Source organism: Streptomyces sp. NPDC060028, assembly GCF_042736725.1.
Lineage (GTDB): Bacteria > Actinomycetota > Actinomycetes > Streptomycetales > Streptomycetaceae > Streptomyces.
The window spans coordinates 21,473-35,458 of the sequence record NZ_JBHWVJ010000021.1; the positions used below are offsets into that span (position 1 = coordinate 21,473).

Here is a 13,986-nt window from a genome sequence, read left to right on the forward strand (position 1 = left end):
TTGGACACTTACCAGGAGACGAGCGAGGTACCGGATCAGCCGGTGGCGGCTGTCGGGTACGCGGGCGTGCTCCGCGAGCTGCTGCCGATCGCCCTGTGGCGGGAGGACGCCGAAGGCCGCGTCGTGGAGTGGTCGCTGGCCGCCCAGGACCTGCTCGGACACCGCCCCGAGGACATCCTCGGCCGCCCCGGCACCTCCGTGCTCGTCCCCGGCGCCAACCGCGAGCTCGCCGACGACCTGACCCGCCGCGTCCAGGCGGGCGAGACCGTCGTCGGCACCCTGCCCGTACGGCACCGCGACGGCCACACCCTCCCGATGGAGATGTGGATCGTCCCGGCCGCCGACCCCCAGGGGCGCACGGGAGCCATGCTGATCGCCGTGGAGACCTCCGAGGTCCTGCGCATGCGGGACTCCCTCGCCGCGCTCCAGAGCCTCTTCACGCAGTCGCCCATCGGCCTCGGCACCCTCGGCCCCGACCTGCGCTTCCTGCGCGTCAACGACGCCCTGGCCCGGATGAACGGCGTCTCCGCCGCCGAGCACATCGGCAAACGGCTCACCGAGGTCGTGCCCGGGGTCAACGCCGACGCGCTGGAGCGTTTGATGCAGCAGGTCCTGGACCGGGGCACCGCCGTCGTCGACGTCCGCCGCACCGGGCGGACCGCCTCCGACCCGGACAACGACCGGACCTGGTCCTGCTCGTACGCCCCGCTCCTCGACGGCTCGGGCCGGCCGCTCGGCCTGATCGCCTCCCTCATCGACATCACCGAGGGGCAGCGGGCGCAGGCCGAGGCCGAGCGGGCCCGGCGCCGCTTCGCCCTGCTCGCCGAGGCCGGCACCCGGATCGGCACGACCCTGGACCTGCGGCAGACCGCCGAGGAGATCGTGGAGGTGCTGGTACCGCAGCTCGCGGACTCGGCCGACGTACAACTGCTCGCGGCGGTGCTGGAACCCGACGACGCCGGAGCCTCCACGCGCGGGGTGCTGCGGCGCCTCGCCGCCGTCTTCCCGGACCCGGCGGCGCCCACCGCCAAACTGGTCGCGGGACAGACCTTCCAGATCCCCGAGGGCACCGTCTACGAGCGGGTCATCGCCGACGGGCGGCCCATGAACCTGTACGTGTCCGACATCCCGGCACTGATCACGGAGCCGGGGGCGGGCGCCGAGGCGCTGCGCGCCTACCTCGCCACCCTCGGCTCCGCCCGCATGGTCCCGCTCGTCGCGCGCGGCCGGGTGCTCGGCGCGGTCGTGGTGACCCGGGTGAAGGGGCGCGAGCCCTTCGACGAGCAGGACTGCGTCCTCGTGGACGAACTGGTCGCCCGGGCGGCGCTCAACATCGACAACGCCCGGATGTACACCACCCAGCGCGCGGCGGCGCTGACCCTGCAGCGCAGCCTCACCAACAGCGAGCTGCCCGAGGTCGCCGGACTGGAGCTGACCGGCCGCTACCTGCCCGCCAGCGACCACGACGTGGGCGGCGACTGGTTCGACGCCATCCAGCTGCCGGGCGGCCGGACCGGCCTGGTCATCGGGGACGTGATGGGGCACGGGATCCACGCGGCCGCCGTCATGGGGCAGCTGCGTACGGCCGTACGGACCCTCGCGCGGCACGACGTGCCCCCGGCGCGGATGCTGAGCTCGCTGGACGCGGTGGTGGCCGACCTGGGCGAGGACGAGATGGCGACCTGTGTGTACGCCGTCCACGACCCGGCGACGGGCAGCTGTGTGATCGCCCGCGCGGGGCACCCGCCGCCGGCCGTCGTGGGCGCCGACGGGTCGATCAGCTTCCTCGACGGGCCGCCCGGGACCCCGCTCGGCACCGGCGGACACGATTTCCGTACCGAGGAGGTACAGCTGCCGCCGGGGAGCCTGCTCGTGCTCTACACCGACGGCCTGATCGAGGCCCGCGACCGGGACCTGGACCAGGGCATGGCCGAGCTGGCCGGGGCGCTGCGGGGGTCCGGGCAGCCGCTGGAGGAGCTGTGCGACGGCATCCTGGCCCGGCTGCTGCCGGGCGATCCGCAGGACGACGTGGCGGTGCTGCTGGCCCGCACGGTGGCGCCGCAGACGGCGTAGCGGCGGCTGGCGGCGGCTGGCGGCGCCCCCTCGTAGAGCCTGCCGTCGGGCCCCGGGAGCCCGGGCGGATCACCAGGCCAGGTCCTCCAGCGCGTCCAGGTCCGGCACGGTCTGCGACGGCGGCTCCGCGTCGCCGGTCAGCGGAAGCTCGGCCCAGATCACCTTGCCGCGCTCGGTGTAGCGGGTGCCCCACCGTTCGGCGTACTGCGCGACCAGGAACAGTCCGCGCCCGCCCTCGTCGGTGGTGGCCGCGTACCGCAGGTGCGGGGAGGTGCTGCTGCCGTCGGAGACCTCGCAGATCAGGCTGCGGTCGCGCAGCAGCCGGACCCGGATGGGCGCGGTCCCGTACCGGATGGCGTTGGTGATCAGCTCGCTGAGGATGAGCTCGGCGGTGAAGGAGATGTCCCCCAGCCCCCAGTCGGCCAACTGGGCCGCGCCGGCGCCCCGCACCCGCGAGACGGCCGCCGGATCGGCCGGCACCTCCCATTCGGCGATGTGGCCCCGGTCCAGGCGGCGGGTGTCGGCGATCAGCAGCGCGATGTCGTCGCTCGGCGACGGGAACAGCAGCGCGGCCAGGACGTCGGCGCAGGCCTGTTCCGGGCTGCGGCCCGGTCGGGACAGGGTGGCGCTCAGCATCTCCAGGCCGGTGTCGAAGTCCCGGTCGCGGTCTTCGAGCAGGCCGTCGGTGAACAGGACGAGCCGGCTCGCCTCCGGCAGGTGCAGCTCGGCGGCCTCGAAGGGCATGCCGCCGACGCCCAGCGGCAGCCCCACCGGCAGCTCGGGGTACTCCACGCGCCCGTCGGGGCCGACCAGCGCGGGCCCGGGGTGTCCGGCGCTGGCCATGGTGCAGCGCCCGGAGACGGGGTCGTAGACGGCGTACAGGCAGGTGGCGCCGGTGACGCCGGCGGATTCCGAGGCTCCGGTCCAGCCCGCCGCCGTGTCCGGGTCGGCGCCGGACTCGTCCTGGTCGATCCGGTTGATCAGCTCGTCCAGGTGCCCCAGCAGCTCGTCGGGCGGCAGGTCCAGGGTGGAGAAGTTGTGCACGGCCGTCCGCAGCCGGCCCATCGTGGCCGCCGCGTGCACGCCGTGGCCGACGACGTCGCCCACGACCAGGGCGACCCGCGCGCCCGGCAGCGGGATCACGTCGAACCAGTCGCCGCCCACCCCGGCCTTCGCGGGCAGATAGCGGAAGGCGACGTCCACGGCGCTCAGGTCGGGCAGCACCCGCGGCAGCAGGCTGCGCTGGAGGGTCACGGCCACCGCGTGCTCGCGGGTGAAGCGGCGGGCGTTGTCGATGGAGACGGCGGCCCGCGCCGCCAGCTCCTCGGCGAAGGACAGGTCCTCCTCTCCGAAGGCCTCGGGGGTGTCCGCCCGCCAGAAGTTCGCCATGCCCAGGACCACGCCACGGGCCTGGAGCGGTACGGAGATCAGCGAGTGCAGCCCGTAATCCAGGGCCACCCTGGTTCCCTCGTTGTCCTGCGCCCGCCAGCCGAAGGCGGCGTTCAGATCCGCGGCGAGCACCGCCCGCCCCGCGTCCAGCGCGGCCGCCATCGGCGCCGTCGGCACGATGAACCGGATGGTGTCGCCGACCGGCTGCAGCGGCTGGTCGGTGCGGATCCCGCTCATGGCCGCCCGGCGCATCTCGGTGTACGTGCCGGACACGACCGAGGGCTCCTCGCCGCGCAGCACCGGCTCCAGCAGCTCGACGGTGACGAAGTCGGCGAAGCGCGGGACCGCCACCTCCGACAGCTCCTCGGCGGTGCGCACCACGTCCAGGGTGGTGCCGATCCGCACGCCCGCGTCGTAGAGCAGCTGCAGGCGGCTGCGGGCGACGTCGGCCCGGCCCGACAGCGAGGCGAGCTCGGTGGAGTCGCGCAGCGTCATGACGGTGCCCGAGGGCCGGCCCGCGTAGGGCTTGGTCGGCCGCACGTTGACGGCGAGCAGCCGGTCGCCCGCCAGGTGGACCTCGTCGGTCGCGACCCGCCCGGAAGAGAGCAGGGCGGCGGTGCGCGGGTCGAGGCCCAGGTCGCCCACGTGCCGCTGCTCGGCGTCGGGCGGCAGGTCCAGGAGGCGGCGGGCCTCGTCGTTGGCGAGGACGAGCCGGCCGTCGGCGCCGATGATGAGCACACCCTCGCGGACCGCGTGCAGAACGGCCTCGTGGTGCTCGTTCATCCGGGTCATCTCGTCCTCGCCGAGACCGTGGGTCTGGCGCCGCAGCCGGCGGCTGACGAGGGCGGCGCCGCCGGTGCCGAGCAGCAGGGCGCCGACAGCGGCGCCGAGGAGCAGGGGGAGCTGGCCCTCGACCGCGTCGCCCACGCTGGCGACGTCGATGCCGGTGGAGACCAGTCCGACGACGGCGCCCGTGGAGTCCAGTACGGGCACCACGGCGCGGACCACGTTGCTGGGCTTCCCCGTGAAGGTCTCGGTGAAGGCCTGGCCGGCCTTGGCGCGCGAGAGGTCGCCGGTGGCGCGCTTGCCGATCAGATCGGGGCGGGAGTCGGTGTACCGGATGCCGTCGGTGCTCAGGACGGCGATGAAGTCCACCCCGGAGGCCCTCCTGGCGCCCTCGGCCAGCGGCTGGAGCTCGGCGCCGGGGTCGGGGGACTTCAAAGACGCCGGGAGGCCGGGCGCGTGCGCGAAGGCCTCCGCGGCCGCGAGCGAGCGGTGGCGGGCGTCGCGCTCACTGTCGTAGCGGGCCTGGAACACCAGGGCCAGGGCCGCCGCCGTGATCAGCAGCAGCACGAGCACGGCCTGGAGGGCGAAGACCTGACCGGCGACGCTGCGGGCACCCAGGGGCTTGCCCCTGGGTCGGCCAAAGCGTCCGGTCATGAGCCCTTTCTAACACTGTCGTCCCGGTTGCGGGGGGCGGCGGCCGCCCGGTAGGCGCGCGGGCTGACGCCGACGTACGACGTGAAGTGCTGGCGGAAGGTGACCTCGCTGGCGAATCCGGCCCGCCGGGCCACCTCGGGGACGGGGTGGTCGGTGCGCTCCAGCAGTTTGCGGGCCTCGTCGAGCCGGTGGCCGAGCAGCCATTTGTGCGGGGTGGTGCCGGTGGCCGCGACGAAGTGCCGGGCGAAGGTGCGTGGCGACATGCCGGCCCAGCGGGCCAGGGTGGCCACGTCCGGCGGCTCGTGCAGCCGGCGCAGGGCCCGTTCCCGTACGGCGGCCAGTGCTTCGGCCGTCCGGTCGGCGGCGGGCGTCGGGCGGTCCAGGTACTGGGCGTGGTCGCCGGTGCGGAAGGGGCCCGTCACCATCGAGCGGGCGATGGCGGCGGCGGCCTCGGCGCCGTGGGCCTCGCGGACCAGGTGCAGGCACAGGTCGATTCCGGAGGCGACCCCGGCGGAGGTCCACAGCCCGGAGTCGGCCACGTAGAGGAGGTCCTCCTCGACCAGGATTCCGGGGTGGCGCGCGGCGAGCTGCGGGGCCAGCCACCAGTGGGTCACCGCGCGGCGGCCCTCCAGCAGCCCGGCCTCGGCGAGGATGAACGCCCCCGCGCACAGGGCGGCCACCGGGACCCCGCGGGCGTGCGCCTCCCGCAGGGCGGCGAGGACGGGCCCGGGCGACGGGTCGGCGGGCTCGGCCAGCGCCGGTACGACGACCAGGTCGGCCTCGGCGAGCCAGTCGAGCCCGCGGTCGGGGACCAGGGTCAGACCGCCGGGGAGCGGGATGGGGCGGCCCTGGTCCAGGGCGCACCGGCGCAGTTCGAAGGGCGGCACCCCCAGGCGGCTGCGGTCGGGTCCCCAGACCTCGGTGATGACGGCGAGGTCGAAGGCGCGGATGCCGGGCTGGACGACGATCGCGACGCGGTGCATGGCGGTGAGTCTGCCACGGGCGCCGCCATCCCTGCCAAGGTGGCAGGATCCCATCGGTTCGGGTCCCCGTAGCCGCTGTCGCGGGCCGTGGCCGCCGCCGAGGATGGAGCCATGACGAACACCGAGATCGACATTGCCGCGAACAGTGCCCTGCTGGTCATCGACGTGCAGAAGGGCTTCGACGACGCCTCCTTCTGGGGGCCGCGCAACAACCCGGCCGCCGAGGCGAACATCGCCGCGCTGATGGACGCCTGGCAGGAGACCGGCCGCCCGGTGGTGCTCGTACAGCACGCCTCGCGCCCCGGCTCCGTACTCGCCCCGGACCAGCCGGGACACGCCTTCAAGGACCTCGTCGCCGAGCGTGCGGGCAAGGAGTCCCTGCTGATCACCAAGACGGTGAACTCCGCCTTCTACGGCACCCCGGACCTGGCCGACTGGCTCACCGCCCAGGACGTCCGCCAGCTGGTCGTCGTGGGGATCCAGACCAACATGTGCGTGGAGACCACCGCCCGGATGGGCGGAAACCTCGGCTACGACGTCCTCGTACCCCTCGACGCCACCCACACCTTCGACCTCGCCGGCCCGGACGGACTGCACCTGACGGCCGACCAGCTCGCCACCGCCACCGCCGTCAACCTCCAGGGCGGCGGCTTCGCCCGCGTGGTCACCACGGACGAGCTGCTGGCGGCGGCCGGGGCGGCCGGGGCGGTCGTGTAGGTCCGCCGGGGCGGCCGCGGCGGGACCGGCCCGCGCACACCCCGTGACAAGGTGCACCCGTACGGGTGACAGGATTTTCGGCCAGCGCATCCCGGGCCGGGTGGGGGTGGCCGACCTGGTGGAGAACCGCATCGGCGGCTACGGGCAGGACCGGCCGGAACTGCGCGAGGTCCTCGAACTCGTAGCCCTGGGCCAGCCGTTGGAGTTCTCGTTGCTGCTAGGGCTGGCCGACGTACGGCTGGTGGAGGAGGCCGAGGCCCGCGGTCTGCTGACCGTGGCCGACGAGGGGCGGCGGACCTACGTGCGCATGGCCCATCCGCTGTACGCCGAAGTCGCCGCGGCGCGCTGCCCCAGGCTGCGGGGGCGCCGCCATCACCGGGCGCTGGTACGGGCGGTGGAGGCGGCCGGCGCGCGCCGCGCCGGGGACGCGCTGCGGCTGGCCGAGTGGCGGCTGGCCGGCGGCCTCACCGAGGACCCCGGGCCCCTGCTCGCCGGGGCGAGGGCCGCGTGGGCGGCGTACGACACCGCCGCGACCGTACGACTGGCCTCGGCGGCCCGCGACGCGGGCGGCGGAACCGGGGCCGCTCCCCGGCGGCGTGCACGCGGCGGGGGCGGGTGAACAGGCGCCGCCACCAGGGCGGGCGGGGGACCACCGGCGCGTCCGCGAGGGAGGCCCCGCAGCGGCGGCAGAACTTGCGGCTCGGCACGTTGCCGGCGCCGCACTGGCCGCAGATGAGCTCCCCCGGCCGCGGCGGCGCCTCCTGCGCCTCGGGGCGCCGCCGCACGGGCTCGGCGACGGGCACGCTCCCGGCGGCGGGCGGCTGGACCGCCCCCACAGGGGAGCCGTCGGGCGGCCGGGCCGGCCTGGGCGGCACGACGGGCGCGGGAGCCGGACGGGGGCCCGCCGCAGCCGCCGCGTCATTGCCCCACTCCAGGAACGCCCCGCAGTTCCCGCAGAACCGCTCCCCGGGCTCACAGCGGGTGCCGCACACCGTGCAGTTGGTCACCCGGCCATGCTCGCCACCACCCGGGCCGCGGACCAACCCCCGCCGGGGCACCCGCCCGGCACCCCACGCCTGCCCTTTCGGGCAACGGCAAAGCGCCACGGCAAAGCGCCAGGGCAAAGCGCCAGGGCAACACGAAGGCCCGGAACCCCGGTCGGGGGTTCCGGGCCTCGCAGTGCGCAGGCTCAGAGCACGTCGGCGGCGATGTTCGCCGCGACCTGCTCCAGCAGGGGACCGGCATGGGCGATGCACTTCGCCGTGTCCGGCTCGATCTCCGTCAGCGGGTACGCCCGGCGGATCCCGGCACCCTGGAGGGCCTCCTGGGTCAGCAGCAGGCGGCCGCAGACCGCGACGACCTCCTTGCCCGCCGCGCGGGCCGCGGCCGCGACACCGGCCGGGGCCTTGCCGTGCAGGGTCTGCTCGTCCAGCGAGCCCTCACCGGTGATGACCAGCGTGGCCCGCTCCAGCGCGGGGGCGAAGCCCAGTACCTCCAGCATCAGCTCGATGCCGGGGCGGAACGTCGCGCCGAGGAGCAGCGCCCCGTACCCGATGCCGCCCGCGCCACCGGCGCCCGGCGCCAGCGCGCACTCGGCCGCCTTCGCGCCGATCGACTTCTCCAGCACCACCGCGAAGTGCGCGAGCGCCGCGTCCAGCGTCGCCACGTCCTCGGGCGACGCCCCCTTCTGCGGGCCGTAGACCGCCGGAGCGCCCTTCGGACCCGTCAGCGGGTTGTCCACGTCGCTCGCCAGGACGAAGTCCACCTCCGCGAAGCGGGGGTCGATCCCGGAGAGGTCGGCCGAGGCCAGCCCGGCCAGGGCGCCGCCGCCCGGACCGACCGGTTCACCGTTCGCATCCAGGAACACCGCGCCCAGCGCGGCCAGCATGCCCGCGCCGCCGTCGGTGGTGGCGCTGCCGCCCACACCGAAGACGATCGAGCGCGCGCCCGCGTCCAGGGCGGCCTTCAGCAGCTCGCCGGAGCCGTAGGTGGTCGCCGTCAGCGGGGCGAAGACACCCGCCGGCAGCAGCTGCAGCCCGGAGGCCTCCGCCATCTCGACCACCGCGGTGCCCTCGCGCAGTGCGAAAGCGGCCGTGACCTGCTCGCCGAGGGGTCCGGTGACCCGTACCTCCCGGCGTTCGAACCCGGCCGCCACGGCGGCCGCGACCGTACCGTCACCGCCGTCCGCGACGGGGAGGGTCTCGATCTCCACGCCCGGTACGGCCCTGCGAAGGCCGGCCGTCACCCGCTCCGCGACCTGCACGGCCGTGAGCGAGCCCTTGAATTTGTCCGCGGCGATGAGCACGCGCGCGGTCTCAGTTACTGCTCCGTCCGTCACCTTGCTAATCCCTTGCTTTCGAACAGTGCAGTCGCGCCACCATGAGCCTATCCGGAGGATCCTCCTATGCCCATGGGTGGCCTGGGCCACACTCGGCGCGGCATCCCCGTAAATGGGTATATAAGCCCGCATAGTGTGGCCGCATGAGCACGGATTCACTGGAACAGGCACGTCCGGATCCCCCCGGCGGGGGGCCTGAAGGACCCGCCGAGGGCACTCCCGACCTCAGCGTGGTCCTCATCGGAGTGATCGCCGTGCTGGCCGTCGTCGCCTGGGCGGCCCTCGCCAAGGATTCCTTCGACACGGCGTCGAGCACCGCCCTGGCCTGGGTGCTGAACAACTTCGCCTGGCTGTTCGTGATCGCCGCCGACGTCTTCCTCGTCATGTGCGTCGTGCTGGCGATCAGCCGCTTCGGCCGCATCCGCCTGGGCGCGGACGACTCGGAACCGGAGTTCACCAACCTCGCCTGGATCGCGATGATGTTCAGCGCCGGCATGGGCATCGGCCTGATGTTCTTCGGGGTGGGCGAGCCGCTGACCCACTACCTGAAGCCGCCCCCCGCCTCCGGGGCGGCCCCCGGCACCGGGGACGCCGCGCGCGCCGCCCTGGACTACTCCTTCTTCCACTGGACCCTCACGCCCTGGGCGATCTACGGCATCGCCGGCCTGGCCCTCGCCTACGCGACCTTCCGCAAGGGCCGCGGCAACCGGCTCAGCTCCGCCTTCGTCCCGCTCATGGGCGAGCAGCGGGCCAACGGCCGGCCCGGCAAGGCCATCGACCTGCTCGCCGTCTTCGCGACCGTCTTCGGCACGGCCACCAGCCTCGGGCTCGGCGCGCTCCAGGTCGCCAGGGGCCTGAACATCACCACCGGCATCGAGGACTCCACCACCGTCGAGCTGGTCATCATCGCCTCGCTGTCGGCGGCCTTCGTGCTCTCCGCCTTCTCCGGCCTGAACAAGGGCGTCAAATGGCTGAGCACGATCAACGTCGTGCTCGCCGCGGTGCTGATGCTCTTCGTCTTCGTGCTCGGCCCGACCGTCTACGTCCTCGACGTGATCCCGGCGAGCGTCGGCAGCTACCTGCACAACCTGCTCCCCATGGCCACCAGCACCGGGGCGTTCACCGACAGCAAGTGGCTCGGCGCGTGGACGATCTTCTACTGGGCGTGGTGGCTGTCCTGGGCGCCGTTCGTCGGCACCTTCATCGCCCGCATCTCGCACGGCCGCACCATCCGTGAGTTCCTGATCGGCGTACTGCTGGTGCCCAGCGGCGCCACAGTCGTCTGGTTCTGCGTGATGGGCGGCACCGCCATCCGCCTCGATTCCACGGGCGCCGTCGACTTCGCCGCGAAGATCAAGGACGGGACGGAGGCCTCGCTCTTCGCGATGCTCGACGCCCTGCCGCTCGGCACGGTCACCTCCTGGGTGGCCATGGCCCTGGTGATGACGTACTTCGTCACCAGCGCCGACTCGGCGTCCCTCGTCATGGGCTCGCTCAGCAGCGGCGGCTCGCTGCACCCGCCCACCTGGCTCGTCGTCACCTGGGGCGTGCTGATGGCCGCCGTGGCCGCCGTCCTGCTCGTCGCGGGCGGCCTGAAGTCCCTCCAGACGGCCACCATCCTGGTCGCGCTGCCCTTCGTGCTCGTGATGCTGCTGCTCTGCTGGGCCCTGGTGAAGGAGCTGCGCGAGGACCCCGGCGCGGGCCCGGCCCGCCACCACGCCCTGCACGGGATGCGGGACGCGGTCAAGGCGATGGTCGGCGACGCCGTCACCGAGCAGGGCCCGGCGCGCCACCCCAGGCTGCGACGGCTCGCCGAGTCCAAGGGCCAGGGCCGCGAGAACGGCGGCCCCGGACCCGGTGGCCCCGAGGCGTGATCCCCGGCCTCCCCGTGCATCTGGGTAGGGTTGCCGCGTGACCACCACGGATGACTACGCCACGTACATCGCGAGCCTGCCCCGGGTGCTGGCCGGCGCCGCCGCGCTCTACCGGGACGCCGAGGGCCGGGTGCTGCTCGTCGAGCCCAACTACCGCGAGGGCTGGACCCTGCCGGGCGGCACCGTCGAGTCGGACGAGGGCGAGTCCCCGCGTACGGCCGCCCGCCGCGAGAGCGCCGAGGAGATCGGCATCGACGTACCGCTCGGCCGGCTGCTCGCCGTCGACTGGACGCTGGGTTCCGCCCGGCCGCCGCTGGTCGCGTACGTCTACGACGGCGGCGTACTCGACGCGGCGCAGCTCGCCGCCGTCACGCTCCAGGAGGAGGAGCTGACCTCGTGGCGGCTCGTCGAGCCGGCCGAGCTCACCGCCTACCTCCCCGGCTCCCTCGGCCTGCGTACCGCGGAGGCGTACCGGGTCCTGGAATCCGGCGAGGGCACGGCGGAGCTGGAGAACGGGCGACGCCCGGCAGGGCTCTGAGGCCCTGCCGGAAGACCCGGTCAGGACCCAGGCCCTGTCAGGACCCCCCGATTATCCGGCGCCTACATCGAGCAGGACAGAATTCAGCAGATGATCACGATGTACGCCTGGCCCAGCACCGCCGACGGGCCCGACGCCCTCCCGATGGTCCACTTCACCACCGAAGAGCAGGCCGGCGGCGAGGTGACCCCCGACGGAGTGCCGGTCTGGCTGTTCGACACCGCGATACGCGACGGCGGCTGGGCCCAGTTCACCGACTTCGACGGCTGGTCCGTGCCCGCGGCCGGCTGGCAGGCCTTCTACCGCCGCGAGGACGACCTCCTCGCCGTCACCGGCCCCGGTTCCTGTGAAGGCTGGTACCAGGGCACCCTCGGCGCCGACGGCGACTGGGTCGCGGCGGCCGCCACCCAGCAGAGCGTGGTCCTGCTCGCCGCCCCCGTCCAGCACCCGTCCCTGTTCGGCTACGCCGTGGAGGCCGGCGCCGCCTTCGCCCTGCTGGTGCCGCTGATGGTGGTCTGACCGATCTCAGCGCTGCCGGCCTCGAAGGCCAGCAGCCGCACCTTGCGCTCCACGCCGCCGCCGTAGCCGGTCATGCCGCCCGAGGCCCCGATCACCCGGTGGCACGGCACGATGATGCCGACCGGGTTCTTCCCGTTGGCCAGGCCCACCGCGCGGGAGGCGCTCGGCTTGCCCAGCTTCGCGGCGAGCTCCCCGTACGACCACGTCTGCCCGTAGGGGATCCGTACGAGCTGGTCCCACACGCTGCGCTGGAACGCGGTGCCCTCCAGCCGCACCGGCAGGTCGAACTCGATGAGCTCCCCGGCGAAGTACGCGGCCAGCTGCCGGGCCACTTCCGGGAACGGCGCCTCGCCGGGGGCGACCCGCTCGCCGAAGGACTCCTCGGCGGGACGGTGGCGCTGCCCGGTCATGTACAGGCCACTGAGGACGCCGTCGGAGGCGACCAGGGTGAGCGGACCGTAGGGGCTGTCGACGACGGTGTGCTGCTTGCTGCTGCTGTTCATGGTCTCGCATGCCTCTCAGACGGGCAGGTGGTTGATGGCGTGGTCGTCGGTGGCCCACAGGTACTGGACGGCGTACGCGCGCCAGGGCCGCCAGCCGGCCGCCCGGGCCGTCAGCGCCACGGGCGTGGACGGCAGCCCGAGCTCCTTGGCGGCCCGCCGGACCCCCAGATCGGACGGCAGGAACGCGTCCGGGTCGCCCAGCGCCCGCATCGCGATCACCTCGGTGGTCCACGGCCCGAAGCCGGGCAGCGCGTTCAGCCGCGCACGGGCGGCCTCCCAGTCGCTGTCGATGCCGAGCGGGAGCGAGCCGTCGGCCAGCGCCGAGACCAGCGTGGTCAGGGTGGTCCGCCGGGTGCGGGGCAGGGCCAGGGACTGCGGATCCAGCCCGGCCAGTGCCTGCGGGGACGGGAACAGGTGCGTCAGACCGCCCTCCGGGTCCGGATCGGCGACGGGCTCGCCGTGGGCCGTGACCAGCCGGGCCGCGTGGGTGCGTGCGGCCGCGGTGGACACCTGCTGGCCGAGGACGGCGCGTACGGCGAACTCCGCCGCGTCGACCGTACGGGGCACCCGGCGCCCCGGGGCCTTGTCCACGAGCGGGGCCAGCAGCGGGTCGCCGCGCAGCTGCTCGTCGACCGCCTCGGGGTCGGCGTCGAGATCGAGCATCCAGCGGCAGCGGCTGATGGCGATCGTGAGGTCGCGCAGATCGGTCAGCGCGAGCTGGCAGCCGATGTGGTCGGGCTGCGGCGTGAGCGAGACGACGCCGGTGCCGTACGGGAGCCTCAGCGTCCGGCGGTATGCCCCGGCCCGCCACTCCTCCACGCCGGGCACGGCCGTGGCGGCGAGGTGTCCGAAGAGGTTGTCGGGGTTGAGCGGGGCCCGGTAGGGCAGCCGGAGCGCGATCGTCCCGGGGACTTTGGGGTGATGGCGGCCCGCCTTCTCGGCCCGCTGCCGGAGCTCGCCGGGGGCGAGGGCGAAGACCTCGCGGACGGTGTCGTTGAAGGTGCGGATGGAGGAGAAGCCGGCGGCGAAGGCCACGTCGCCCATGGGCAGCTCGGAGGTCTCGATGAGCAGCCGGGCGGTCTGGGCGCGCTGCGCCCGGGCGAGGGCGAGGGGGCCGGCTCCGAGCTCCGCGTTCAGCTGCCGCTCCACCTGGCGGGTGGAGTACCCGAGACGGGCGGCCAGCCCGGGCACGCCCTCGCGGTCGACGACGCCGTCCTGGATGAGCCGCATGGCGCGTGCCACGGCGTCGGCCCGTGCGTTCCACTCGGGCGAACCGGGGCTGGTGTCGGGCCGGCACCGCTTACAGGCCCGGAACCCGGCCTGCTGGCAGGCGGCGGCACTGGGCAGGAAGGTCATGTTCTCGACCTTGGGCGGCACGGCGGGGCAACTGGGCCGGCAGTAGATCCGCGTGGTCAGCACCGCGGTGAAGAACCACCCGTCGAAGCGGGCGTCCTTCGACTGCACGGCTCTGACGCAGCGATCGGTGTCGGTGTACATGGCTCCAGCATCCCGGCCGCCGTGCCCCCGGGCTGGCGGTTTTCCGACATCAAGGCTACCGCCGCGCCAGCCGCATCCAGCTGCGGCCCCGCGGACGCGAAAGGGCCCCCGCGCC

At 74.2% G+C, this 13,986-nt stretch carries 11 protein-coding genes; 6 read left to right on the forward strand and 5 right to left on the reverse strand.

Features of this window, described 5'->3' with window-relative positions:
• A complete protein-coding gene (locus tag ACFWBF_RS13335; protein ID WP_385599817.1) occupies positions 1-2,073 on the forward strand; it encodes a SpoIIE family protein phosphatase in 2,073 nt (690 codons plus the stop codon).
• Between the two features lie 69 nt (positions 2,074-2,142).
• Here the strand turns inward: ACFWBF_RS13335 and ACFWBF_RS13340 are convergent, their stop codons facing one another.
• Together ACFWBF_RS13340 and ACFWBF_RS13345 are read right to left on the reverse strand one after the other, a co-directional pair.
• Positions 2,143-4,902, reverse strand: coding sequence for a SpoIIE family protein phosphatase (locus tag ACFWBF_RS13340; RefSeq protein ID WP_385599820.1), 2,760 nt, complete (start codon positions 4,900-4,902; stop codon positions 2,143-2,145).
• A complete protein-coding gene (locus ACFWBF_RS13345; protein WP_385599823.1) occupies positions 4,899-5,885 on the reverse strand; it encodes a GlxA family transcriptional regulator in 987 nt (328 codons plus the stop codon). The genes ACFWBF_RS13340 and ACFWBF_RS13345 overlap by 4 nt, the downstream gene beginning before the upstream one ends.
• A gap of 111 nt (positions 5,886-5,996) precedes the next feature.
• Between ACFWBF_RS13345 and ACFWBF_RS13350 the strand changes: the two genes are divergently transcribed.
• Complete coding sequence (locus tag ACFWBF_RS13350; RefSeq protein WP_385599826.1) at positions 5,997-6,602, forward strand: cysteine hydrolase family protein; 606 nt, start codon at positions 5,997-5,999, stop codon at positions 6,600-6,602.
• 100 nt (positions 6,603-6,702) lie between these two features.
• Entirely contained in the window at positions 6,703-7,221 is a 519-nt protein-coding gene (locus ACFWBF_RS13355; protein WP_385599828.1) for a hypothetical protein, read from the forward strand.
• Between the two features lie 570 nt (positions 7,222-7,791).
• Here ACFWBF_RS13355 and ACFWBF_RS13360 read toward each other — a convergent pair.
• On the reverse strand, positions 7,792-8,940 hold the full coding sequence (locus ACFWBF_RS13360; RefSeq protein ID WP_385599831.1) for a glycerate kinase: 1,149 nt from the start codon (positions 8,938-8,940) through the stop codon (positions 7,792-7,794).
• Positions 8,941-9,083: 143 nt separating this feature from the next.
• On the opposite strand from ACFWBF_RS13360, the gene ACFWBF_RS13365 reads away from it, so the two are divergent.
• The 3 genes from ACFWBF_RS13365 to ACFWBF_RS13375 all read left to right on the forward strand — a co-directional run bounded on the left by ACFWBF_RS13365 (position 9,084) and on the right by ACFWBF_RS13375 (position 11,871).
• Positions 9,084-10,814 (forward strand): BCCT family transporter, encoded by a 1,731-nt coding sequence (locus tag ACFWBF_RS13365; protein ID WP_385599834.1) that lies wholly within the window; start codon positions 9,084-9,086, stop codon positions 10,812-10,814.
• A 37-nt stretch (positions 10,815-10,851) separates the two neighbouring features.
• Positions 10,852-11,352 carry an NUDIX domain-containing protein gene (locus ACFWBF_RS13370; RefSeq protein WP_385599837.1) on the forward strand — a complete coding sequence of 167 codons (501 nt, stop codon included), beginning with the start codon at positions 10,852-10,854 and terminating at the stop codon, positions 11,350-11,352.
• Positions 11,353-11,442: 90 nt separating this feature from the next.
• Positions 11,443-11,871 carry a hypothetical protein gene (locus ACFWBF_RS13375; RefSeq protein WP_385599840.1) on the forward strand — a complete coding sequence of 143 codons (429 nt, stop codon included), beginning with the start codon at positions 11,443-11,445 and terminating at the stop codon, positions 11,869-11,871.
• Here the strand turns inward: ACFWBF_RS13375 and ACFWBF_RS13380 are convergent.
• Together ACFWBF_RS13380 and ACFWBF_RS13385 are read right to left on the reverse strand one after the other, a co-directional pair.
• On the reverse strand, positions 11,814-12,374 hold the full coding sequence (locus tag ACFWBF_RS13380) for a methylated-DNA--[protein]-cysteine S-methyltransferase (RefSeq protein ID WP_385599843.1): 561 nt from the start codon (positions 12,372-12,374) through the stop codon (positions 11,814-11,816). The genes ACFWBF_RS13375 and ACFWBF_RS13380 overlap by 58 nt on opposite strands.
• 15 nt (positions 12,375-12,389) lie before the next feature.
• Positions 12,390-13,871, reverse strand: a complete 1,482-nt coding sequence (locus ACFWBF_RS13385) for an AlkA N-terminal domain-containing protein (protein ID WP_385599847.1) — start codon at positions 13,869-13,871, stop codon at positions 12,390-12,392.
• Positions 13,872-13,986 lie beyond the last annotated feature (115 nt).

Bases quoted from the DNA above. Each gene is read 5' to 3' on its own strand.
- ACFWBF_RS13340 (WP_385599820.1), bottom strand. From the start codon at position 4,902: ATGACCGGACGCTTTGGCCGACCCAGGGGCAAGCCCCTGGGTGCCCGC.
- ACFWBF_RS13345 (WP_385599823.1), bottom strand. From the start codon at position 5,885: ATGCACCGCGTCGCGATCGTCGTCCAGCCCGGCATCCGCGCCTTCGAC.
- ACFWBF_RS13350 (WP_385599826.1), top strand. From the start codon at position 5,997: ATGACGAACACCGAGATCGACATTGCCGCGAACAGTGCCCTGCTGGTC.
- ACFWBF_RS13365 (WP_385599834.1), top strand. From the start codon at position 9,084: ATGAGCACGGATTCACTGGAACAGGCACGTCCGGATCCCCCCGGCGGG.
- ACFWBF_RS13375 (WP_385599840.1), top strand. From the start codon at position 11,443: ATGATCACGATGTACGCCTGGCCCAGCACCGCCGACGGGCCCGACGCC.
- ACFWBF_RS13380 (WP_385599843.1), bottom strand. From the start codon at position 12,374: ATGAACAGCAGCAGCAAGCAGCACACCGTCGTCGACAGCCCCTACGGT.
- ACFWBF_RS13385 (WP_385599847.1), bottom strand. From the start codon at position 13,871: ATGTACACCGACACCGATCGCTGCGTCAGAGCCGTGCAGTCGAAGGAC.